The sequence below is a fragment of the Fructobacillus broussonetiae genome (assembly GCF_018437275.1).
In the GTDB taxonomy this organism is placed as follows: domain Bacteria; phylum Bacillota; class Bacilli; order Lactobacillales; family Lactobacillaceae; genus Fructobacillus; species Fructobacillus broussonetiae.
This window is the reverse complement of record NZ_JAAMFK010000003.1, coordinates 158,284-182,022: the sequence shown is the minus strand read 5'-3', so window position 1 is coordinate 182,022 and position 23,739 is coordinate 158,284. Positions and strand designations below refer to the sequence as shown.

General features: G+C 45.5%; 23 protein-coding genes, 1 tRNA gene and 1 riboswitch. Of the genes, 20 read left to right on the top strand and 4 right to left on the bottom strand.

Features of this window, described 5'->3' with window-relative positions; translation table 11 throughout:
• Positions 1-192: 192 nt before the first annotated feature.
• The 19 genes from helD to G6R29_RS03375 all read left to right on the top strand — a co-directional run bounded on the left by helD (position 193) and on the right by G6R29_RS03375 (position 18,532).
• Positions 193-2,565 carry an RNA polymerase recycling motor HelD gene (gene helD / locus G6R29_RS03465; protein WP_213808969.1) on the top strand — a complete coding sequence of 791 codons (2,373 nt, stop codon included), beginning with the start codon at positions 193-195 and terminating at the stop codon, positions 2,563-2,565.
• The gene (locus tag G6R29_RS03460; protein WP_213808968.1) at positions 2,562-3,269 is read left to right on the top strand and encodes a nucleoside/nucleotide kinase family protein; all 708 of its coding nucleotides are present in this window, start codon (positions 2,562-2,564) and stop codon (positions 3,267-3,269) included. Before helD ends, G6R29_RS03460 begins: the two co-directional genes overlap by 4 nt.
• Before the next feature lie 108 nt (positions 3,270-3,377).
• Entirely contained in the window at positions 3,378-4,883 is a 1,506-nt protein-coding gene (locus G6R29_RS03455) for an MDR family MFS transporter (protein WP_213808967.1), read from the top strand.
• Positions 4,884-5,549 carry a DUF4811 domain-containing protein gene (locus tag G6R29_RS03450; RefSeq protein WP_213808966.1) on the top strand — a complete coding sequence of 222 codons (666 nt, stop codon included), beginning with the start codon at positions 4,884-4,886 and terminating at the stop codon, positions 5,547-5,549.
• A gap of 200 nt (positions 5,550-5,749) precedes the next feature.
• Positions 5,750-5,950: a cold-shock protein gene (locus G6R29_RS03445; RefSeq protein WP_010691409.1), complete on the top strand. Its 201-nt coding sequence runs from the start codon at positions 5,750-5,752 to the stop codon at positions 5,948-5,950.
• A 135-nt stretch (positions 5,951-6,085) separates the two neighbouring features.
• Positions 6,086-6,796 carry a 2,3-diphosphoglycerate-dependent phosphoglycerate mutase gene (gene gpmA, locus G6R29_RS03440; RefSeq protein WP_213808965.1) on the top strand — a complete coding sequence of 237 codons (711 nt, stop codon included), beginning with the start codon at positions 6,086-6,088 and terminating at the stop codon, positions 6,794-6,796.
• A gap of 386 nt (positions 6,797-7,182) precedes the next feature.
• Positions 7,183-7,899 carry a F0F1 ATP synthase subunit A gene (gene atpB / locus G6R29_RS03435; protein WP_213808964.1) on the top strand — a complete coding sequence of 239 codons (717 nt, stop codon included), beginning with the start codon at positions 7,183-7,185 and terminating at the stop codon, positions 7,897-7,899.
• A gap of 84 nt (positions 7,900-7,983) precedes the next feature.
• Positions 7,984-8,211 carry an ATP synthase F0 subunit C gene (gene atpE, locus G6R29_RS03430; protein WP_213808963.1) on the top strand — a complete coding sequence of 76 codons (228 nt, stop codon included), beginning with the start codon at positions 7,984-7,986 and terminating at the stop codon, positions 8,209-8,211.
• Between the two features lie 25 nt (positions 8,212-8,236).
• Positions 8,237-8,743 carry a F0F1 ATP synthase subunit B gene (gene atpF / locus G6R29_RS03425; RefSeq protein ID WP_213809010.1) on the top strand — a complete coding sequence of 169 codons (507 nt, stop codon included), beginning with the start codon at positions 8,237-8,239 and terminating at the stop codon, positions 8,741-8,743.
• Positions 8,744-8,752: 9 nt separating this feature from the next.
• Positions 8,753-9,295: an ATP synthase F1 subunit delta gene (atpH, locus tag G6R29_RS03420; protein ID WP_213808962.1), complete on the top strand. Its 543-nt coding sequence runs from the start codon at positions 8,753-8,755 to the stop codon at positions 9,293-9,295.
• Positions 9,296-9,306: 11 nt separating this feature from the next.
• Positions 9,307-10,824 (top strand): F0F1 ATP synthase subunit alpha, encoded by a 1,518-nt coding sequence (gene atpA, locus G6R29_RS03415; protein ID WP_213808961.1) that lies wholly within the window; start codon positions 9,307-9,309, stop codon positions 10,822-10,824.
• Positions 10,825-10,835: 11 nt separating this feature from the next.
• Complete coding sequence (locus G6R29_RS03410; RefSeq protein WP_213808960.1) at positions 10,836-11,753, top strand: F0F1 ATP synthase subunit gamma; 918 nt, start codon at positions 10,836-10,838, stop codon at positions 11,751-11,753.
• Between the two features lie 45 nt (positions 11,754-11,798).
• Positions 11,799-13,199 (top strand): F0F1 ATP synthase subunit beta, encoded by a 1,401-nt coding sequence (gene atpD / locus G6R29_RS03405; protein WP_213808959.1) that lies wholly within the window; start codon positions 11,799-11,801, stop codon positions 13,197-13,199.
• Between the two features lie 11 nt (positions 13,200-13,210).
• Positions 13,211-13,651 (top strand): F0F1 ATP synthase subunit epsilon, encoded by a 441-nt coding sequence (locus G6R29_RS03400; RefSeq protein WP_213808958.1) that lies wholly within the window; start codon positions 13,211-13,213, stop codon positions 13,649-13,651.
• A gap of 154 nt (positions 13,652-13,805) precedes the next feature.
• A complete protein-coding gene (locus G6R29_RS03395) occupies positions 13,806-14,789 on the top strand; it encodes a LysM peptidoglycan-binding domain-containing protein (protein WP_213808957.1) in 984 nt (327 codons plus the stop codon).
• A gap of 98 nt (positions 14,790-14,887) precedes the next feature.
• Positions 14,888-14,959, top strand: a tRNA-Glu gene (locus G6R29_RS03390).
• A 138-nt stretch (positions 14,960-15,097) separates the two neighbouring features.
• On the top strand, positions 15,098-16,114 hold the full coding sequence (gene trpS / locus G6R29_RS03385; protein WP_213808956.1) for a tryptophan--tRNA ligase: 1,017 nt from the start codon (positions 15,098-15,100) through the stop codon (positions 16,112-16,114).
• A gap of 40 nt (positions 16,115-16,154) precedes the next feature.
• Positions 16,155-16,808 carry a hypothetical protein gene (locus G6R29_RS03380; protein ID WP_213808955.1) on the top strand — a complete coding sequence of 218 codons (654 nt, stop codon included), beginning with the start codon at positions 16,155-16,157 and terminating at the stop codon, positions 16,806-16,808.
• 18 nt (positions 16,809-16,826) lie between these two features.
• Positions 16,827-16,998: riboswitch (Lysine riboswitch) on the top strand.
• 88 nt (positions 16,999-17,086) lie between these two features.
• The gene (locus tag G6R29_RS03375; RefSeq protein ID WP_213808954.1) at positions 17,087-18,532 is read left to right on the top strand and encodes an amino acid permease; all 1,446 of its coding nucleotides are present in this window, start codon (positions 17,087-17,089) and stop codon (positions 18,530-18,532) included.
• A 58-nt stretch (positions 18,533-18,590) separates the two neighbouring features.
• Here G6R29_RS03375 and G6R29_RS03370 read toward each other — a convergent pair whose 3' ends face one another.
• The 4 genes from G6R29_RS03370 to G6R29_RS03355 all read right to left on the bottom strand — a co-directional run bounded on the left by G6R29_RS03370 (position 18,591) and on the right by G6R29_RS03355 (position 23,118).
• Entirely contained in the window at positions 18,591-20,606 is a 2,016-nt protein-coding gene (locus G6R29_RS03370) for an ABC transporter permease (protein ID WP_213808953.1), read from the bottom strand.
• Between the two features lies 1 nt (position 20,607).
• Entirely contained in the window at positions 20,608-21,363 is a 756-nt protein-coding gene (locus tag G6R29_RS03365; RefSeq protein ID WP_213808952.1) for an ABC transporter ATP-binding protein, read from the bottom strand.
• Positions 21,364-21,458: 95 nt separating this feature from the next.
• Positions 21,459-22,442 (bottom strand): sensor histidine kinase, encoded by a 984-nt coding sequence (locus tag G6R29_RS03360; RefSeq protein ID WP_213808951.1) that lies wholly within the window; start codon positions 22,440-22,442, stop codon positions 21,459-21,461.
• Positions 22,435-23,118 carry a response regulator transcription factor gene (locus G6R29_RS03355; RefSeq protein WP_213808950.1) on the bottom strand — a complete coding sequence of 228 codons (684 nt, stop codon included), beginning with the start codon at positions 23,116-23,118 and terminating at the stop codon, positions 22,435-22,437. Before G6R29_RS03355 ends, G6R29_RS03360 begins: the two co-directional genes overlap by 8 nt.
• Positions 23,119-23,266: 148 nt before the next feature.
• Here G6R29_RS03355 and G6R29_RS03350 point away from each other — a divergent pair, with 148 nt between their 5' ends.
• A complete protein-coding gene (locus G6R29_RS03350) occupies positions 23,267-23,458 on the top strand; it encodes a hypothetical protein (RefSeq protein WP_213808949.1) in 192 nt (63 codons plus the stop codon).
• Positions 23,459-23,739 lie beyond the last annotated feature (281 nt).

The window sequence follows — 23,739 nt, the reverse complement described above, 5'->3', positions numbered from 1 at the left end:
AGTCGGCGGAAGCCGACTTTTTTAGTACATAAATAAAAAGAGGGATAAAACAACGCTTTGTTTTAAGCCGGCTATGCCGGCGTTTTTTAATTAGTAAGAAAAAAGATTGTGATATTCTATTTAAAGTTGTTTCTTTCTAAGTTGGATAGGCGTATAATGGATACAACGTAATTCGATAAGAAGAGGTGTACTGTGTCAAACGAGCAAAAAGTCCGCGAACAAGAATACCTAGACGAAATGCTGAAGAAGATTGATCTTTCTCAGATTCAAGCCGCTGAAGAAGTTAAGAAGTCCAGCGGTTCCTTGGAAGACGTTTCGGCTGCCTGGGATGACGTCCGCGTCAAGACTTCCACTTACTCTGGAATTGTCGAGACCGCCATGTCCATCCGCCAGCAACAGCAGGCCATCCAGGAACGTCAATCCGCCAAGCACCGTGCGCAAGATCGCTACAAGACCTTGGCCAAGCAAAAAGAAAAGCCATACTTCGCCCGCATCGACTTCAACGATTTAGCTGAAGAAGGTCGTGAAAAGGAAACGGTCTACATCGGCCTTGCTTCCTTTAACGACGATGACGGTAAGTTCTGGGTTTACGACTGGCGTACGCCCGTGGCCTCTATCTACTACGACGGGGGACTCGGGAAGGTCGACTACCTGACACCCGCCGGCCCACAACAGGCCGACGTGACCTTGAAACGCCAATTTGAAATCGAAGACGGCGTGATTGTCACGCTCTTTGATACCGAAGAAGCCATCGGTGATCAGATGCTTTTGAACGCTTTGTCTGGTGAGTCCACGACAAAGATGAAGTCCATCGTTACCACCATTCAAAAGGAGCAAAACAAGATCATTCGTAACACGGATGCTGATTTGCTATTTGTTCAAGGAGCCGCTGGTTCAGGTAAGACGGCTGCCATCATGCAGCGTGTTGCCTACTTGCTCTACCGTTACCGCGGCAAGTTGAACTCTGGTCAAGTGGTCATGTTTTCACCGAACCAATTGTTCAACGACTATGTCGACCAAGTTCTTCCTGAACTCGGGGAACAAAACTTGGTTCAGTTGACCTTCTTCCAGTATGCTTCCCACCGTTTGCCACGTTTCTCCGTGCAAACCTTGGAAGAACGTTTTGAAGAAAACAACAAGAACGAAAAGATCGACCGGGCCATGGGCTCACTCGACATGTTCAAAGCCGTGCAGGATTACGCACAGGATTTGAATAAAGAAGGAATCAAGTTGCGCAATTTGAACTTCCGCAACGAACCTTTGATCTCAAAGGAAAAGATTCAGTCGGTTTACTACCAATATAATGAAAATTACAAGTTGTCCCAACGCCTGGACGCAACCCAGGAAGCGCTGATGCGTTCCTTGCGTTCCCAAGTTGGAATTCAAATGAAGAAGGACTGGGTCGAGCTTGAAATCGAAAACCTGTCAAAGCAGGAATACGATGAAATGGTTGGCGCTGGTCAGGTTCGCCTCGGTGACGACGAAGTTCAGGATGCTGGGGACGCTACCCGTCGTCATCAATTAGGTGACGGACCGAAGGAACGGACCTTCGATTCTGACAAGGCCGAACGAAACTTCTTGGCAAAGAAGATTGTGACGGCTGCTATGCGTCCGCTCGCTAAGCGCGTTCGCCGGGCTGGTTTCTTGAACATCAACGCTCAGTTCGCAGACCTTCTTCGCTCCATGCCAAAGTACTTGGACTTAGATAAGTTCCACATCTCTGAAGGCGAATGGACGACCTATGTCGATTCCGTGATTGAACACTTGAAGGAGCGCAAGTTGTCATTGCCTGCAACGACGATTTACCTCTACTTGTATGATCTCATCACTGGAAAGCACGGTCAGCGCGAAATCCGCTACCTCTTTATCGATGAAATTCAAGACTACACACCATTCCAGTTGGCGTTCTTGAAGTTCTCATTCCCAAACGCCAAGTTCACGGTGCTGGGTGATTTGAACCAGGCCATCTTCACGCAGGACTGGGCCTCTTCATTGGAAGAAGACTTTGCTTCACTTTTCGATGCTGACAAAGTCGACTTCGTGGAACTTACGCAAACGTATCGTTCGACGAAGCAAATCACGGACTTTTCAAAGGCACTCCTTAGCTCCGGTAAGACAATCGAGGCCTTTAACCGTGGCGGTGACGTGCCAGTCATGAAGTTGGAAAAGGACGAGACTGCTGCAATCGCAGCCGCTAAGAAGCAATTGGCACAAAACGAAGAAGATGGTGAACAAACAGCCATCATCACGCAGACCTTAGCCGAAGCCAAGAAGTTGGCCAAGGAAATGGAAGATGAAAAGATCACGTTGATTCGTTCAGAAAACCAACGTTTGGCACCTGGTGCCGTCATTTTGCCATCCTACCTGGCAAAGGGTCTCGAGTTCGACGCCGTTATCGTCTGGGAAGCAGATGAAAAGCACTACCAAAACACGGACCTGTCACGTTTACTTTACACGGTAACGTCACGTGCCATGCACCGTTTGACCTTGATTGGTTCCGGTGCCATCTCACCATTGATCGCCGACGTGCCAGCTAACCTCTACGCGATGGAGGACGAATCATGATTGAACAATTAATCGAAGAAGTAAAAAAGGCTCATCAAGGAGCCTTTTTTACACTCGCCATTACGGGTTCGGTTTCCGCCGGGAAATCGACTTTGGCAGAGATGATTGCCGTTCCATTAGAGGGAGCGGGATTGAAGACGGCCATCGTGTCAACCGATGACTTCTTGAAATCAAACGACCGTCTGCACCAGGAAGGGATTTTTGAACAGAAAGGCTTTCCGGTTAGTTATGACCTCGAAAAACTTTCTTCTTTCATTGAAAACTATCAAAACGGTATGGAGCAGCAGACGCTTGCCGAATACTCACAAAATATGGCGGATATCATTCCGGAAAAGACGAAGACGGTTGAAAAACCAGACGTCTTGATTTTGGAGGGGGTTGTAGCCTTGCAGTTGGACCCAACGCTACTTGACTTAACGGTCTTCTTGGAAGCAGACATGAAGCACGTGAAGGATTGGTACTTGCAGCGCAACCTGATGGCCACCGTGAAGTCAGTCGACAAACCTGACTCATGGCGGAACCAGTACGTTAATTTGTCTTTGGCGGACTTCTATAAAGTGGCCATGGACGTCTGGGAAAAGACGAATCAGAAAAACTACGATGACTTCATTTTGCCGAGTCGAAAACAAGCGGATTGGGTGTTGTCATTAGACTACTACCACCAGCCCCAAAACCTGACCGTTGGTCCAAGGCGTATAATATAGTAGAAAAGTCCAAGGCGCACTTGCTCAGAAGTGCGCCTTGTTGACTTTTGATTTTTTTAGACGTAACATACTTATCTAGTATATTTCTTGTAATTTTAGGAGGAACACATGGCTAAACTGAAAGATAAGCTTAGTCCTGAAATGGTGAATAAGATTGCCATGATGGCTTTGCTGATGATCGGTTCGTTCGTGATCATCTTGATGCAGACCTCATTGGGGACGGCTTTACCCGCTTTGATGACGGCCTTTAACGTGAATGCTGCGACGGTGCAGTGGCTGACAACCATCTTCTTGATGGTAAACGGAATCATGGTTCCGGTCTCAGCCTACATGACGACGCGTATTCCAACTAAGTACCTGTACTTGTCAGCTTTGGCTGTCTACATTGTCGGTACGCTTATTGCATACACAGCGCCAACGAGTGCCTTTTGGCTCATGCTGGTTGCCCGTGCTTTGCAAGCAATGGCTGCGGGTATTGTGATGCCGTTGATGCAGGTTGTGGCCTTGACCCTCTTTTCTGAAAACGCCCGTGGGAAGGCCATGGGGTCAATCGGATTGGTCATTGGAATGGCCCCAGCCATTGGACCAACACTTTCCGGTTGGATCTTGGATGGTAAGCACAACTTCCTTGGTTTGACGTGGGGTGGTGACTGGCGTTCCATCTTTGGAATCGTTTTGCCATTAGCCATCATCGTCTTCGGACTTTCCATTTTCTTCTTTAAGAACGTATTGGAAACGAAGAAGGTCGCCCTTGATATTCGTTCATTGATTGAATCAACAATTGGATTTGGATTGTTGCTCTTTGGATTTGCCATGGTTTCTGACCACGGTTGGGGATCATTTAGCTATGTCATTGCACCAATTATCGTGGGTGCGATGGTCATCGCTGAATTTGTCCGCCACCAATTGCACATGGAAAAGCCATTCTTGGATGTTCGCGTCTTCATGAACAAGCAATTCACAATTACAACGACATTAGTTTCGCTTACTTTCATTGCCATGCTGGGTGTTGAAATGGTCTTGCCGACCTACATGCAAACCGTCCGCGGTTTGTCTGCTTTGGACTCTGGCTTAACACTTCTTCCAGGGGCATTGATGATGGGACTTATCTCACCGATTGCCGGTTCCTTCTACGATAAGTACGGAGCAAAGCGTTTGGCCATCTTCGGATTCGCCATGGTCACGATGGCCACTTTGCCATACTACTTCTTGACAGAAGATACACCTTCTTTGTACATCACGACTTTGTACATGGTTCGAATGGCCGGTGTTGCCTTCACGATGATGCCTTTGACATCATCAGCCATGGGTGTTTTGACAAAGGAACAAAATGCTCAGGGAACGGCTGTTAACAACACGGCCCGTCAGATTGCTGCGTCACTTGGAACGGCTATCTTGGCTTCTGTCATGCAATCCGTTGCAAATGACAACATGCCATCAGCTTCATTGAAGGAAGCAGATCCTTTGGCTTATGGCTCAAAGGCAATCTCTGCAACGCTCGATGGTTTTCACACGTCATTCTTTGTTGCGGCAATCTTTGCATTGGCTGCCTTCATCCTTGCCTTCTTCTTACACAGTGGTAAGGTGAATCCGTCAAACGGAAAGGAGAAATAAATGATTATCTTTCTGTTAGTTCTCTTCGTTGTCTTGGCTTTCTTGTCACTGATGCTGATTCAAGACAAGAAGAAGCGTCTCATTGCGACAATCGCTTCCTTTGTCATGGTTGCTGTATCACTTCTTTTAATTACAGCTAACATGCATGATCACTTTGGTATGAAAGTCCAAGAAAAGACGCAAAAGACGCAAATTTATTCTGCTCAAGAAAACACTTACGGTGTCTTGGCTTACCAAAACCTTGGCAAGTCAGGCAAGGAAAAGGTCTTCATCTACAAGAAGAACGCCGCTGATAAAAAGACAACGGTTGCTAAGCCTGATTTGAAGACGACCACAAACATTGAGCACATTGATGGAAACCAAGCCTTCCAAATTACGAAGAAGAAGGTTTATGTTTATGAAAACGGCTTCTACAGTTTCCTCTTCGGTTTGTCTGGTAACGGTAACGATGTTAAGGAAAAGCAAGTCACTTACCAAGTGCCATCAACTTGGTTGGCTTTATCAATGGAAGATGGCGCTAAGTTGAAGGCGGTGCTTTCACAAATGGCTGGTTCTGAGGACTTTATTTCTTGGATTCAAGCAAATAAGCAAAAGGCTCAGGAAAATCCTGACGAAGCTGCTACTGACGCGGTTTCTTACTATCAAAACATCTTAAATACTAAATAGAATATTGATACAATTGTTACTCGTTTGTAACAGTAGTAATAAATAAGTGAAAAAACATTGTAATGATTTGGTTCCCATGCTATACTTAAAAAGTAAATTAAGTATTTGATTTTGATTTTGATTTGTTTTTTTCGGGAAGCGTCATACCAAAACACCTTAATTTTAGTAATGTAATGGGATGACCCAAAGGAGAAACAATCATGGAAAAAGGAACTGTAAAATGGTTTAACAGCGAAAAGGGATACGGATTCATCACTCGTGAAAACGGTGAAGATGTATTCGCTCACTTCTCAGCTATTCAAGGCGACGGCTTCAAGACACTTGAAGACGGACAAAACGTAACGTTTGATGTTGAAAACTCAGACCGCGGTTTGCAAGCTGTTAACATCGTAAAGGACTAATTCATAGTCTTTTAAAAACCTCGAGGGTTGCCTCGAGGTTTTTTTGTGCGCTTTTTTAGTCCAAGTATGCAGAACTTACCTTGAATGTTGTATAATAGGCAAGAATCAAATTCATGCAAACAAAGGAGCTAGAACATGGCAAAATTAGTTTTGATCCGTCACGGTCAAAGTGAATGGAACGCTTTAAACTTGTTTAACGGTTGGGTGGACACAAAGTTGTCTGACCAGGGAATCGAACAAGCAAAGAAGGCTGGAGAACTTTTGAAGGAAGAAGGCATTGTCTTTGACAAGGCTTACACTTCTGTTTTGACTCGTGCAATCACGACTTTGCACTACGCTTTGGAAGAAGCAGGTCAACTTTACGTGCCTGAAGAAAAGTCATGGCGCTTGAACGAACGTCACTACGGTGCTTTGCAAGGTCAAAACAAGGCCGACGCAGCTAAGAAGTGGGGAGACGACCAGGTTCACATCTGGCGTCGTTCATACGATGTTTTGCCTCCATTGCTTGAAAACTACGAAGAACATGTCGAAGTGCAAGGTAAGACTTACCCAGCCTTTGATGCACGTTATGCAGATGTTCCTTACGGTGAATTGCCATTGGGTGAAAACTTGAAGGTAACCTTGGAACGTGTATTGCCTTTCTGGGAAGCTAAGATCAAGAAGGACTTGGAAGCTGGAAAGAACGTTGTTATCGGTGCCCACGGAAACTCACTCCGCGCATTGGTTAAGCACTTGGAAAACATTTCAGACGACGACATCTTGAACGTTGAAATCGCAAACGGACAACCAATCGTTTATGACTTGGCTGCTGATTTGTCAATTAACGACAAGAAGACTTTGAAGTAATTTATAAAGCCTGCTAGAAATTTTCTAGCAGGCTTTTTCATTACCGTATAAATTAGAATAATTAGAAACTACAATTGGTGTTTATTTCACAAAATTAAGAAAAAAATCTTGTTATTGATAGTAAATTAATGATTTTTTGACAGGTCCAATTTTAATAAATATTACATAAAAAGCTATATAAAGCCTTTTTATCGCATTTATCCAACAGAAGTTTAAATCTGTACCATTATTTGACTAGCTAAGTTAAAAAGTTCAGAATAGTTGTGAAACATCCACAAAGTCTCTTGTATTTAGAAAATAGGGGGCGTATTATGGGGTTAATATTTTGAGGTAGTAACAAAGATGTCTTGCCGTCAAAATAGAAAACTGCAGAAAGGAGAAAACCGATGGATGAACCGACATCAACCTTTTCGTTGTTGGGTCTGACTTTCACCTGGACAACAGTAGTTTCAACATTATTGGCGATGACCATTGTTGTCTTGCTGGCAGTTGGCTTAACACGAAAAGTTGCCATCCGGCCTAGCAGAGGCCAAAACGTGATTGAATACGTTTTGGACTTTGTCCGCGGAATCTTGGGGGATCAGTTGCCAGGTAATCTGGCGCGGTCGCTCGGCCTCTATGCATTCACACTCTTCTTGTTCCTCGTGGTGTCTAACGAGATGGGGTTGTTGCTTCAGGTTAAAACAGGAGCGGATGTGACACTCATTAAGTCACCGACGGCCGATCCGTTGATCGCCTTCACATTGGCAATTATGTCACTCATGATTGCCCACGGAACCGGAGTCAAAGTTCTTGGATTCGGTGGTTACTTGAAGAACATGTTCTTCAAGCCATACGCCGCTATGTTCCCATTAAATGTTGTGGAGCAAATTACGAACTTCTTGACTTTGGCCCTCCGTCTCTTTGGAAACATTTTTGCCGGTGAGCTCATGTTGAACTTGCTTGCACAACTTGCCTTTTCACTGAACGGATTTGGGTGGATTGCGGCTTTGCCACTTGAGATGGCTTGGCAAGCCTTTTCATTATTAATCGGTGGCATCCAGGCTTACGTCTTTGTCATGCTAACGGCGGTCTTTACCGCACAGTTATCTGGCCAAGAGTAAGCCTCGTAAGACTCATGCAGTCGCGGGGGACCGTTATCATCCAGTAGTAGACAGAAACTTTTTCGTATCAAAAGGAGAAAGAAAATGGATTTACAGAACTTAGGTGTAATTGCAGCTGGAATCGCCTTCGCCGGAGCCGCCATTGGTGGTGGTATTGGTGTTGGAGTTATGTTCTCACAGTTCTTGGCTGGAATGTCTCGTCAACCTGAATTGGCCGGTAAGCTTTTGTCACGTGCCTTCTTGGGATTGGCCTTGGCCGAAGCCTTGCCAATCATCGTTGTTGGTATGGCCTTCACTTTGATTAACAAGTAAGAACAGTCCACGGGAGGAATAGATGATGCTCCAAACATTATCAATGGAAAAGGCAATGCCACTCGGTGACATGCTCTTTATTATCTTCGCCTTCCTCGTTTTAATGGTTGTCTTAAAGCACTTTGCTTGGGGTCCTTTAACAAAGGTCTTGGACGAACGTGCAGATAAGATTAACTCCGACTTGGACGGTGCTGAAAAGAAGAACAAGGATGCACAAAGCCTCTTTGATCAGCGCGAAAAGGAATTGGCTGCTGGAAAAGAACAGGCCAGCCAATTAATTTCAGCTGCTAAGAAGACGGCTAAGGAACAATCCGATTCTTTGATTCAAGCAGCAAACGACCAAGTGGCCGGCATGCGTAAGACCGCTGAGCAAGATGCGGACTCCATGAAGGTTGAAGCAATGAACACGGCTAAAAAGGACGTGGCGGGATTGTCCGTCAACATTGCCTCTAAGTTAATTCAAAAAGAATTATCTGAAGACGACCAGCGGGCCCTTATCGATGCCTACTTGGCAGAGTTGGGTCAGCAGTAAGGAGGGGAAATGGCCAAGAATAAAGCAAAAGTGGTTGAGCAATATGCTAAAGCTTTGCTTTCATATGGCGATGACCAAGGTGTGCTAGAAGACTTGTCCAACGACTCAAAAGTTGTTGCCTCAGTCATTGCAGCAGAACCAAAGTTGACCGCATTACTTTCAGCCCAAACGATTAGTACAAAGGAAGAAGACAAACTGGTTTCTTCTTTGACCAAAGGTGCTAATCAGGGTGTCGTGAACTTGGCAAAAGTCCTCTTGGCCCACCATCACTTTTCTTACTTTGAAGCAATTACCAAGCGCTTTTTGGAACTTTATCAGCAGAGTCAGGGCATTGAAGCCGTGACCATCACCTCTGCGGTTGACGTTGATGACGATCAAAAGAAGCGCCTGGAAGAAGCCTTTAAAAAGCAAAGTGGGGCTAAGAAGGTCGAAGCTGACTACCGGGTCGACCCCGACTTGGTGGCCGGTGTGTCCATGAAATCGAAGTCAATTCTGATTGACGGTTCATTGAAGACAAAGATTGCCAAATTAAAGGCAGAGTTACTAGGTTAGTGAGGGAAAATATGGCGATTCAAGCTGAAGAAATTTCTGCTTTAATTAAGCAGCAGCTCGAAAAGTTCGATACAAAGCTGACTGTTGAAGAAATTGGTACCGTTACCTACATTGGAGATGGCGTTGCCCGGGCAACCGGATTAGCAAACGCCTTGTCTGGTGAATTGGTCGCCTTTAATAACGGTGGCTATGGAATGGTCCAAAACCTCGAAGAATCTGAAGTGGGAATCATCATTCTTGGTTCCTCTGATGGAATTCGCGAAGGTGACACAGTTAAGCGCACGGGACACGTTATGGAAGTTCCCGTTGGTGAAGAACTGATTGGGCGCGTCGTTAACGCATTGGGACAACCAATCGACGGTAAGGGCGACATTAAAACTACAAAAACACGGCCGGTTGAAGCGAAGGCACCAGGTGTCATGGCTCGTAAGTCAGTTTCTGAACCGGTTCAAACCGGAATCAAGGCGATTGATTCCCTTGTTCCAATTGGACGTGGTCAGCGTGAGTTGATCATCGGAGACCGTAAGACTGGAAAGACGTCAATTGCGGTCGACACGATTTTGAACCAAAAGGACCAAGACATGATCGTCATTTACGTGGCGGTTGGTCAAAAGGATTCAACGGTTCGTGCCCAAGTGGAAACATTGAAGCAAATGGGTGCCATGGATTACACCATCGTAGTGAATGCGGGACCTGCTGAAGCAGCCGCATTGCTCTACTTGGCACCATATGCCGGTGCTGCCATGGGTGAAGAATTCATGTACAACGGAAAGCATGTTTTGCTTGTCTTTGATGATTTGTCAAAGCAGGCGACGGCATACCGTGAGATATCATTGATTCTTCGTCGTCCACCTGGTCGTGAAGCCTACCCTGGTGACGTCTTCTACTTGCACTCACGTTTGCTTGAACGTGCAGCCAAGTTGTCAGACGACCTCGGTGGGGGTTCGATGACGGCTTTGCCAATCATTGAAACGCAAGGTGGAGACGTTTCCGCCTACATTCCAACCAACGTTATTTCCATTACCGATGGTCAGATTTTCTTGGATTCTGATCAGTTCTACGCTGGTGTACGTCCTGCCATCGATGCCGGAACTTCTGTTTCCCGTGTTGGTGGAGACGCACAGATTAAGGCCATGAAGAAGGTTTCTGGAACACTTCGTTTGGACTTGGCTTCTTACCGTGAATTAGAGTCATTTGCTCAGTTCGGATCTGATTTGGATTCCGCAACCCAGGCAAAGTTGAACCGTGGTAAGCGAACGGTCGAAGTTTTGAAGCAACCATTGCACAAGCCAATGGCTGTCGAACACCAAGTTTTCGTACTCTTTGCTTTGACTCACGGTTACTTGGATGACGTTGCTGTCGAAGACATCCAACACTTCCAAGATGAATTCATTTCATACTTGAACTCTAGTCAAAAGGACTTGCTGTCAGAAATCGTTGAAACGAAGAACTTGCCTGATGAAGACAAGATGAATGCAGCAGTGAAGGCCTTCAAGGATAGCTACAGCGGTTCATCAGCTGATCAATAAAAGGAGGCAGCATGGCTTCTTTACAAGATATTAAACGGCGGATTGGATCGACGAAAAAGACCCGGCAGATTACCTCTGCCATGCAGATGGTTTCGACTGCAAAGTTAAGCCAGATTCAACGATCAACGACTGGCTACCACGAATACGCCTACCGTATTAAAGCGGTTGTTTCGCACTTGATTGAAAACCACGTTCTAGACAACGTGGATTCCAGTCACTTGCCAATGGTCGACGCACGACCAGTTAAAAAGACTGGTCTTCTGGTTGTCACTTCTGACCGTGGTCTTGTTGGTTCCTATAACGCCAACATCATCAAGAAAACAAATGCCTTGATGAAAGAAAAAAACTTGACGCCGGAAAACACGGTTATTCTAGCGATCGGTGGAAACGGTGCGGACTTCTATAAGAAGCGCGGTTTCACGATTGCTTTGGAGCACCGTGGATTGTCTGACGTGCCAAACTTCAACGAAATTCGTCAAGTCTTGAAGACTGTGATTTCGTTGTATGAAGCCGAAGCCTTTGATGCTTTGCACCTGGTTTACAACCACTTCATCAACCGCTTGCAATCGGATCAACAAACGATTCAGTTGCTCCCGTTGACAAAGGATGTTGTCGAACAAGCAAAAATCGATGAAAAAAAGGATGGTCAGGAACAGACTTTTGAAACGAAGTCAGCCTACTATTCAGAACCTGACTCAACAGCGGTTTTGAACGTTGTTTTGCCACAGTATATCCAATCATTGGTTTTCGAAGCGGTCTTGGATGCTAAGACTGCAGAGCACGCGGCGTCATCGACGGCGATGTCTTCTGCGACCGATTCGGCGGACGATTTGATTCGTCGGCTCGACTTGCAGTATAACCGGGCTCGTCAGTCACAAATTACGACTGAAATCACCGAAATTACCGGTGGTATGGTCGCGTTGGAATAAGGATTTAATGACGGTTTTAACCGTTTGAGATAGAAAGGAAAGAACATGACTACTGGAAAAGTCGTACAAGTGATCGGACCAGTCGTTGATGTGGCCTTCGGAGAAGGAGCCGAAATTCCAGAAATCAACAACGCTTTGTTGGTTGATTTGGGAGAAGGCAAGACTCTGACCGTTGAAGTTTCCATTGCAAAGGGAAACGGCGTTGTCCGTACCATTGCCATGGACGGAACGGATGGTCTTCAACGAGGAATGACCGTTACTGACACTGGTAAGCCAATTGAAGTTCCCGTGGGAGAAGCGACACTTGGTCGTGTCTTCAACGTCTTGGGTGAACCGGTGGATAACGAAGGGCCAATTGATGAATCAGTGACCCGTAATCCAATTCACCGTGAAGCGCCTGAATACGATGACTTGGCCACTTCTAAGGAAATCTTGGAAACTGGAATCAAGGTTATCGACCTTTTGGCACCATATATTCGTGGTGGAAAGATTGGATTGTTCGGTGGTGCCGGAGTTGGTAAAACCGTCTTGATTCAAGAATTAATTCACAACATTGCCCAAGGACACAATGGTATTTCTGTCTTTACTGGAGTCGGGGAACGTACCCGTGAAGGTAATGACATGTACTACGAAATGAAGGAATCTGGTGTTCTCGCTCAGACAGCCATGGTTTATGGTCAAATGAACGAACCACCAGGTGCCCGTATGCGTGTTGCCTTGACTGGTTTGACGATGGCTGAATCATTCCGTGATAACGAAGGTAAGGACGTTTTGCTCTTTATCGATAACATTTACCGATTCACGCAGGCTGGTTCTGAAGTTTCAGCCCTCTTGGGCCGTATTCCTTCAGCGGTTGGATATCAACCAACGCTTGCTTCTGAAATGGGTAAGTTGCAGGAACGTATCACGTCTACAAAGAAGGGTGCCGTTACATCAATCCAGGCCGTTTACGTGCCTGCCGATGATTACACCGACCCTGCACCAGCAACAACTTTTGCCCACCTGGATGCAACGACCAACTTGGAACGTTCATTGACGCAACAAGGTATTTACCCGGCCGTTGATCCTTTGGCATCAACATCTTCTGCTTTGGATCCCGACATTGTTGGACAAGACCACTACGAAGTGGCTACAGAAGTACAACGTACCCTTCAGCGCTACCGCGAATTGCAAGACATCATTGCTATCTTGGGTATGGACGAACTTTCTGATGAAGAAAAGGTGACTGTTAACCGCGCTCGCCGTATTCAATTCTTCTTGTCACAACCATTCTCCGTTGCCGAAACCTTTACTGGTGTGAAGGGTGAATACGTACCTGTTTCTGAAACGGTTCGTTCCTTCAAGGAAATTTTGGATGGAAAGTATGACGACCTTCCAGAAGACGCCTTCCGTAACGTCGGTGCCATTGAACAAGTGGTTGATAAGGCCAAGTCGATGGCCCAATAAGGGGGTAATTCATGGCTGAACAAGAAAAGCAAAATGGTATTACGGTGAAGATTGTGACGCCAGACGGTCAGGTATTTGATGACGCTGGTGTTGAAATCGCTGTGATCAATACGCGGGGAGGCCAAATGGGTATCATGGCTGGTCACGAACCAATCATGGCGGCCCTTGCCATCAACGAACTATTGGTTAAAAAAGACGGCCAAAAGCGTTCGTTAGCTGTTAATGGTGGTGTTGCGGAATTCTCCGACAACCTTTTAACGGTTATTGCGGATTCAGCTGAAATCGCTGATGATATTGATGTTGACCGTGCAAAGAGCGCAAAAGAGCGAGCAGAAGCTCGATTGAAAGATGCTCAACAGGTCAAGAACAAGCGTGAGATGGACATGGCGCACGTCGCTTTGATGCGTGCCGTTAACCGAATTCAGGTTGCCTCTCTTCGCGATCATTCGTAATCCATAGAAAGAGCCAGTTTTGACTGGCTCTTTTTTAATACTTTTTTATCCGTTTTTTAATTCGGCCTTAAACTTTAGGTGTGTATGATAGAAGTAAGAGTAATTTTGGGGCAATACTCACGATTACTTTATGTCATAGACAAAGGAGATTATTATGGCAATAAAAAATAAATTGTTAGTCGCGTTCGGTTTAGCCGGATCAGTGGCATTGGGGCAGAGTGCTGCCTCAGCTGACTCGACTGACCAATACACGATTAAGGCGGGGGACACTTTGTCAGCCATTGCCAGCCAGTACAAAACGACGGTTGCGCAACTGGCAAAGGACAACAACATCGATAATGTTGACCAAATTTTTGTTGGGAAGCGTTTGGTGATTGGTCAAAAGGCATCACAAGATCAACCTGCAAACCAGGATTCAAAGCAAGAAGAAAAGTCAGCAACCGATGCTTCATACACGGTGAAGGCTGGCGACAACTTGTGGACGTTGGCGCAACGTTTCAACACGTCAGTGGCAAACTTGGCTTCGTTGAATAACATCTCAAACCCTAACCAACTTTCAGTTGGTCAAGTTTTGAAGACGTCTGGTCAAGTGGCTCCTGCAGCAAACGACAACCAAAACGACCAAGCAAGTCAGGCAGATTCACAAGCTCAAGCTGACTCAGCAGCCGCACAAAACGCTGCGAAGGCAAAGGCGGATGCCGATGCCCAAGCCGCTGCTCAAGCAAAGGCTCAAGCTGACGCCCAGGCTGCAGAAGAAGCAAAGGCAAAGGCTGATGCCGATGCTGCTGCCCAAGCAAAGGCTCAGGCTGACGCCCAAGCTGCTGAAAATGCAAAGGCTCAAGCTGATGCAGAAGCACAAGCCCAGGCAGACGCAGCTGCCGAACAAGCAAACAATGATCAAGCTGAAAACGATGCTTTGCAAACCATTATCATGCTTGAATCATCAGGTCGTACAAATGCCCGAAACGGAATTTACTTCGGAATTGGACAATTGTCACCTTCATTGCGTGCCCAATACGGTGTTTTTGATTCAACGGACTACAACGAACAGCTTCGTGCGATGAAGCAATACATTGCGGATCGCTACGGAACGGCTCAAAATGCCTTGGCACACCACCGTGAGTATCACTGGTACTAAAAAAATAAATTTTTTTAGATTTTCTGTTGACGGGTAGCCTAAGCCTTGCTACAATAACATATGTTGTTTGATAGAGATATGAAGCAACAACTGACCATGGCCCGTTGGTCAAGTGGCTAAGACGCTGCCCTTTCACGGCGGAATCGAGAGTTCGATTCTCTCACGGGCTACTAAAAAGTCGCAAGCATTTATGCTTGCGGCTTTTTTGTTTGCTTTTTTCATAAAAAAGGCGGATAAAGGGATTGGAACCTGCAAGAATGCCCGTAATTCGTTATAATGAAAGGGTTAATAAAATAAGGGATAACCGCATGACTAAAGAAATTTATTTAACCGGTGATCGTCCAACCGGAAAGCTACACATTGGTCACTACATTGGTTCATTGAAGAACCGCGTGGCAATGCAAAACGAAGGGATTTACGACCCTTACATTATGATTGCAGACACGCAGGCCTTTACGGACAACGCCCGTGACCCAGAAAAGATTCAACGTTCATTGGCCGAAGTCGCTTTGGACTATTTGGCTGTAGGAATCGACCCAAGCAAGTCCACGATTTTTGTTCAATCGCAAATTCCAGCATTGGCAGAATTGACGATGTATTATATGAACTTGGTTTCACTCGGCCGATTGGAACGAAACCCAACGGTGAAGACGGAAATCAAGCAAAAGGACTTCGGAGAAAGTGTGCCTGCTGGTTTCTTAACTTATCCTGTTTCACAGGCAGCAGACATTACTTTATTTAAGGCAACGAAGGTTCCAGCTGGAGACGACCAGAAGCCAATGATTGAACAGACCCGCGAATTGGTTCGCTCATTCAACCACGCTTACAACACGGATATCTTAGTTGAACCAGAAGGTGTTTTCCCACCCAAGGGACAGGGGCGTTTGCCTGGTATCGATGGAAACGCTAAGATGTCAAAGTCATTGAACAATGGCATCTACCTTTCTGACGATGCCGAAACGCTCGCTAAAAAAGTGAAGTCGATGTACACGGATCCAACCCACGTGAAGGTCGAAGACCCAGGTCACGTTGAAGGAAACGTGGTGTTCACTTACTTGGATATCTTTGATCCAGATAAGAAGCGCGTCCAGGAATTAAAGGACCACTACCAACGTGGTGGTTTGGGTGACATGAAGTTGAAGAAGCACTTGTTAGAAGTGATGGAAGCTGAATTGGCCCCAATCCGTGAACGCCGCATGGAATACGCAAAGGACATGGACAAAGTGATGGCCATGTTAGAAGAAGGTTCTAAGAAGGCAAACGCCAAAGCTGAAGAGACGATGGCTCAAGTGCGCGCTGCAATGGGAATCAATTACTTCGGCTAAACATACTAGCCGTTGAGATAGTTGAAAGGTGTGTTATTTTTTGATTTATCCACTTAAAAAAAGACAATACTTGCCGGTTCTTTCGGTGATCATTTTCTTCATTCTATCCATTATGTTGCGCTTCAACGTATCGTTGTTGACGATGGTTGATGCGATTTTCTCAATCGGAATCCAAGCGCTGGCTTCGACGAAAATCGGCCTACTCTTAATTCCCGCCTACGTTTTGAAAGATTTCTGGTTCATCTGGATTCTCTACTTAATCTGGGCCGCTTTTTTACGGGCGTTGGGGTATAAGGTTGGCTTCTGGTGGACTTTGGCCTGTGTGACAATTCTGATTGGTATCAGCTGGGGCTGGTCACTTTTGACCTTCTTTTATTGGGATGACGGACCGGTTATGCTTCAAATGATGCCATCCGTTTCCTTGGTTTCATGGGTGTTCTTCCTCTTCCAAGTACAGCAAATTTTGGTCGTTCGGTTACGCCTTGCTGCTTGGGTAAAGAAGGTCATCGGCTGGTTACTGGCCCTTGTCTTCGTGCTCTGTGCGACGGCATCCATTGTGGAATACGACATGTCATCATCGACGGTTCTTGGCTCGGTCTTGTTTGGATACGCCTTCTTCCGTTTGAGCGCCACGCTCTACATAACACAGGGTAAGCACTGGCAGCAATTCTTCGGAGTTGACGGTAAAATTTAACTGTGCTATTCTAAAATCAACAAACAAAGAGGTTGCGACCAAGATCAGTCGCACTGGTGAGTCTCCCCAAGACGAGGACCCAGTGTTAAAGGTGCGGTTGCCGAAAGTAGTGTATCGGGGGATACATTACTTGGGACTTCGGGAAATACCCGTTGGACTGTCGTTTTTTAAACGGTGCGCTTTGCTATCATGATTAAGAAATGTGATAACACCTCCTTTTGTTTTGAACAAGAGGAGGCTTTTTGTTTGTAAAAAAACAAAAATGGAGGTTTTTGCAAATGGCAGAACCAAACGAAATCAAACACCAGCTCAAAACCCGGCACGTCTCCATGATTGCTATGGGTGGTTCCATTGGAACTGGGCTATTTCTAACTTCTGGGGCGTCTGTTTCCCAGGCCGGGCCACTGGGCGCTATCTTAGCTTACCTCGCCATCGGAGTGATGGTCTTCTTCTTGATGACGTCACTTGGTGAGATGGCGACTTTTGCACCAACGTCTGGATCATTTTCAGAATATGGGAACCGCTTCGTGGACCCGGCTTTCGGTTTTGCGCTTGGCTGGAACTACTGGTTTAACTGGGCCATTACGCTGGCGGTCGATACGGTAACAGTTGGGCTTGTCGCTCAGTTCTGGTTACCGCAGGTACCATCTTGGATTTTCTCAGCGATTGCCTTGACGTTAATCTTCTTGATTAATCTCTTTTCTGTGAAGACATTCGGTGAAACGGAGTTCTGGTTGTCATTAATTAAGGTTGTGACCATCTGTTTCTTCTTGTTCATTGGAGTCTTAGCAATCTTTGGTATCATTCACTCGAATACGGACGTGATGCGCAACTTGAATGTTGGAAACCACGGACTCGTCGGGGGATGGGGCGGTGTCTTGTCCGTCTTCGTTGTTGCTGGATTCTCATTCCAGGGAACGGAATTGATCGGAATCACGGCTGGGGAAGCAAAGGATCCGAGCCAATCAGTGCCAAAGGCGATTCACTCCGTCTTCTGGCGGATCTTGCTATTCTACATCGGAGCGATCTTCGTGATTTCAGCCTTGGTTTACTACCAAGATCCACGGTTGATGTCGGCGGCTGATTCTGGAAACGTCTTGATGTCACCCTTTACGATTGTGTTCAAAAACGCCGGAATTGCTTTTGCAGCATCCTTGATGAACGCGGTGATTTTGACCTCAGTCTTGTCGGCGGCAAATTCAGGAACGTATGCGTCAACGCGTACGTTGTACTCGCTGGCCCAAAAGGGTCAGGCACCAAAAATCTTCGCTAAGTTGACGAAGAACGGGGTGCCATTGGCATCGCTTCTGCTCACGATGGCCGTTGGACTCGTGGCCTTCACTTCAGAGATGAAGGGTGGAAACGTCATTTACGGATGGCTGGTTTCGGCATCTGGTTTGACTGGATTCCTCGCATGGATGGGAATTGCGATTTCCCACTTGCGCTTCCGGAAAGCCTATGTGGCGCAGGGGCACGATGTGGACAACTTGGTTTACAAAGCGAAGTTATTCCCATTCGGACCAATCTTGGCTTTGGTGCTCTGTGCGGTCGTGGTCTTGTTCCAAGACCCAGAAGCATTTGCTCACTTTGATTGGGCAAAAATTGCAGTGACCTACCTGTCAGTGCCAATCTTCGTGATTCCGTACTTGGGTTACAAGTTTACGAAGAAGACAAAGATCATTCCGCTTTCAGAAGTGGACTTGTCTGACTTGGACGAAAAGTAAAATGAAAAAACAAAAAGCACCCGCTACATGAGTAGCGGGTGCTTTTTTTACCAACGCCTTAATTGTTAAGGGACGCAACCTGTTTGAAGTAAGTCTTCGAGGTTAACTGGTAAATGAATAAGTAGATCATGACCATCAAGAAAACGGTGACAGCCATGATAATGTATACGGATGACGACATCGGGATTGCAAAGGCCAGCAGTAGCTTCTGAATCATCACAATCGAGAATGAGAGGTGAATGATTGAAACAATAACGGGTAAGCCGAAGAGCCAAGAAATCTGCGAGTGAATTGTCTTTTTAATCTCTGGTTTGGACATCCCAACCTTCTGTAAGATATCGAACTGAGCCTTATCGGCCTTTCCTTCCGAAATCTGCTTGTAGTAGACCATGAGACCGGTCACAAACATAAAGGAGATGGAGAAGAGAATACCGATGAAGAAGAACCCGCCGTAAAAGGCGTTCATCAGCTTCTTCAAAATGGTTTTATTCATGAGGGAGCTATCGGAATTTGATGGCAAAGATTGCTCAAGGTCATCAAGGAAAGCATTTTTATCATCAAATTTTCCTTCCAGGTTAAAGTAGAAGGTATCCATCATTAATGAATTATTCTCTAAGTCATCTGCTAGTACATAGTGCTCGGCTGTATGCTCCGTTGTTTTTTCATCCGGCATGACGATGAAAAGTGATGGCATTAATTGAGAAGTCATCGATGGAATACCAGGTATGGAAGAGATGTTTTCTTTGACCTTGTAATCCTTGCTGTTGAGGCGCACGTTTTTTGTTGGTGTCAAAATGGCCTTCTTGTTTCCAGGATCGTTTGTAAGGGAGTAAATAAGCACTTCGTTTTTGTCCAAGGTTGCTTTTCGATGAGTGAGGTCATTGTAATCTTTTAGCGTCATGAATTGGACGTTTCGCTCACCAGGCCTCGTCTTCTTTTGCTTTTTTTCACTCTCACTGCCATACCGCCAACGGGTGAGCTCGTTATCTTTTGATAAGTAGGCAACGGCTTTTGAACTGGCTCTTATCGTGTAAAAAGAATCCGTCGAAAGATGGTGCTTCTTTGCGGTCTCTTCGATTTTTTCCTTTGACAATAAGTTCTCCGATACAGAGACCGTTGTCTCACGTGGGAGCATGCGGTTAGCAACGTCTGTTTTACCTAAGAACATGGAGGCAGTTGTTACCGTCACGACAAGCGTCATGGTAGACAGTAAGGCGATTGAAGCGAGTCCCACCGCATTTTGCTTCATTCGAAAAAGCATGTTGGAAACGGTGATGAAGTGCTGGCTCTTGTAATAGTAGCTTTCCCTCTTTTGCAGCATCTTTAATAGCAGAGTCGAACCCGCAATAAACAAGAAGTAGGTGGCAATGATAATTAAAAGGGCAGCGAGGAAGAAACGGAGAATGGCATCTACAGGGCCAGGAACCGTCAAAGAAAGCCAGTAACCAACAATGAGTGAGGCTAAGCCGATGACAAAGAGAACCCAACGATTTTTAGGGGCCGTTGACGCTTTCTTTTCCGATTGAAAAAGAGCCAACGTGTTTGTTTTGTAGAATGAAACAGCGTCGATGACGGCAAGAATGAGAAAGGCAACGAGAAAGAAAAGGACTGTGAAGAAAAGGGCCTTCCAGGAGAAGGCGAGGTTAAAGGTCGTTCCGTCGATCAAATGGATTAACAGTAAAATCATGAGCTTGGCGAAGATAAAACCAGTCACGAGTCCAAGTACAATGGCAATGAAGAAGGAGAAGAGTTGCTGAATTAATGAAATTTTGACCAAATCCGACTTTTTGAGCCCTAAGATACTATAAAGACCGAACTCTTTTTGCTTCCCTTTTTTCAAAAAAGAATAGGTATAAATCAGGATAACAACAGATAGAATCCCAATGACGATTTGGCCTAACACAAGAAGCAGAATCACAACTTCTGCCATCGAGAGGTCCTTCACGCCCTTTGAGTAAATCAGAAGCTGGAACAAGAAGTTCAGCGCTACTGCTGTTGCAGAAGCGAGAAGGAAGGGGATGTAAGTCGAGCTATTTTTTTTCAGGGAGTCGAGTGCAAGTTTAAGGTGAAACATATTAAGACTGACCCCCAAGTAAGTTTGTCATCGCATCGTTAATGGCCACTAACATTTCCTGTTCGCTCTTATCACCACGGTAGATCTGATGGAAGACCATGCCATCCTTGATGAAAAGGACACGCTTGGCGTGGGAGGCGGACAAAGGGGAGTGAGTCACCATCAGAATGGTTTGGCCATTTTGATGGCAAGCGTCAAAAAGGTTCAAAATTTCTGATGCGTTCTTTGAATCGAGGGCACCCGTTGGCTCATCGCAGAGAAGAATCTCAGGATTCGTTATCAACGCGCGAGCAATGGCAACGCGTTGTTGTTGACCACCGGATAATTCGTAGGGGTATTTATCCAGTAAGTTTTCGATTCCAAGTCGAATGGCGAGCTTCGCGAGTTTTTCTTCTTTGCCTTGCGTTTTTTTCGAAAGAACCAGTGGAAGATAAATGTTGTCCTTAACCGAAAGGGTATCGAGGAGGTTGAACTCCTGGAAGACAAAGCCCAAGTGCTCGCGACGGAAAGAGGCTAGATCCTTATCCTTAAAGGCAGCGAGGTCTCGGCCCTGAATTTGAATTTGACCAGCCGTTGGTCGATCAAGTGTCGCAATACAATTTAGGAGTGTTGATTTACCAGAACCCGACTCACCCATAATCGCAATGAATTCGCCCTCTTCAACCTGGAAGTCAATGTCTCTAAGTGCTTCGACCTTCTGCGACGAACGCTTTGACTTATATTCTTTTTTGAGATGGTTAACGGATAACAGGGTCATCTTGTAGCTCCTTTTGTAATCAATAACTCTATTCTATAAGAAAAAAGAAGTTCCCGCACTTACAGGGAACTTCTTTTGGCTAACAGTCTTGTAAGTTAGCGCATTTGTTTTTGTCGACAATCAATCGTGACTGTTGTTCCGACACCCACGGTCGATTCGATTTTTACCTGGTGACCTAACTTGTCTAGGACGGATTTAACAAGGTAGAGGCCGAGGCCGGAGGCGTTGTCTTGAACGCGACCGTTGAAACCAGTGTAGCCTTTATGGAAAACTTGAGGAAGGTCGGCCGGATCAATCCCGATTCCCGTATCTTGGATGATGATTTTTTGATCAGAGGTACAGTCAATGGTCAAACCACCGGTTTTCGTATACTTAATGGCGTTGTAAATGATCTGTTCTAAGACAAAGGTTAACCATTTGCTATCTGACACGAAGGTAAAGTCGCTTTCGGACACCGAAAGCGTGAGCTCCTTTTGAATGAACCAAACCTTATAGTTTTTAAGCGTCTTCATCACCAAAGAGCGGGCGGAAATTTCTTTCAGATTCATGTCCTGATTAAAGTCCTGGAGTCGAATGAAAGAGAGAAGCATTTCCATGTATTGGTTGACCAAGAAAAGTTGCTCTTTTGTCTGCTTTTGATCGACCGTTCCCGTTTGGTTCATCAAATCCAAAACGGAGAGGGGAACCTTGATCTGGTGGGCCCAAAGGGCGTAGTAGTCCTTCAAGTCTGCCGTTTGTAACCGGTTTTTCTCCTTTTGCCTACTCTTTTGAGAAACAACTTGCTCCAAAAGCTCGGTGTAAGAGTGCTCGAGGCTCGAAAGATTTTGGAAGTCGGGGATGAACTCAAGGTCGTCTTCAGCAAGCATTTTCTTTAATGCTTTTTGCTTTCGATGCCAAGTGAAGGCCTGAAAGGCTAACATGATAAACAAGAGGTAGGTCAAAGGCCAAAGGATATCGAAAAAAATCCCCAACGAAAGGTTACGAAGCCAAATGGTCCAAAACAAGAAAAGGGCGGTCAAGGCGTATAGCGTGATTGTCGACCATTGGTCTTTCAAGAAAGAAAAGAAGCTTTTAATCATCTAACTTCAACCCCTTTCCCTTAACGGTCTCTAGATGTGGCCCGAAATCGATATCTTTCGTCTTTGTTCGAATTCGGTTCACCATGACCGAGAGTGTGTTTCGATCAACGAAAAGCTCGTCATCCCAGAGATCTTCCATAATGGTTTCGCGGGCAACGACTTCACCCGCGTTTTCAAACAATGGGTAAAGCAGTTTCGTTTCGTTTTTACTCAAAGCGACCGCTTCTTCACCCTTTTCCAACTGGTTTTCAAGAATGTTCAAGGCAAAATCCTTGTACATCAATTTTGAAGTTGGGGCCCCATGGCCGCTATCGGCGGTTCGTCGGAGCAGGGCCTTAATCTTCACGATTAACAAATCCAAGTTAAATGGCTTTGTGATGTAATCGTCGGCACCGAGATTCATGGCCATGATCTGGTCCGTGTCGGCATCACGGGATGATAAGAAGATGATTGGCATCAAACTTTTCTTACGTATCTCTTGCGTCCAGTAGAAACCGTTGAAGAAGGGAAGGTTCACGTCCATTAGGACGAGACTAGGGGCAAAGTCAGTGACTTCCAAGACGACGTCGTGGAAGTCCTGGCAGGAGGCGACGTCAAATCCCCATCCTATTAGGCCTTTTTTTAACAGGTCTACGATTTCTTGATTGTCCTCGACGATGAAAATACGCTCGGTCATTTTGCAACTTTCTACTATATAAATGCATCTTACTTTATGAAAAGAAAAAGCCAGCTTCGGCTGGTTTAGTTAATCCCTATTATACACTATCGAAAAGGGGCAACAAATCAGGTATACTACTGGTTGATATTAAATAGGGAGAATAAGAATGATTGAAAAGTTGAAAGCAAATATCGTAGCAAACCTAGTTGGAGCTGTCGTGTTCTTCTTGGTGATTCACTTTGCCTTTGGGACGGGTAATTTAACCGAGGACATCATTGAAACGGTGATTTTCTTCATCTTGATGAACTTGGTATCTGCCTTTATTGCTAAGCATTCAGATAAAGAAAAGAAAAACTAAGAATTAAAAGCCCCAGCCGGTTCGGCTGGGACTTTTTTCTATATACAATAAGATATTTTGAAGTGGTCTGTACCTATTACCCTTTCAGAAGAATTTTGTCAAGGTTGTCCCTTGCAATTTTGCTAATTTCACGTATAATTTTAAACAGTAACACTGTAAATAAATATGGCGTTTGGTGATCTATTGTCCATCAAAGCCCTTATAGAAGGCAAGGTCCGCGTTTTTTAAAGACGCGAGACTTGCTTTTTTTGTGCCTTAGCTGGTAAAAATAAGGACTTTTT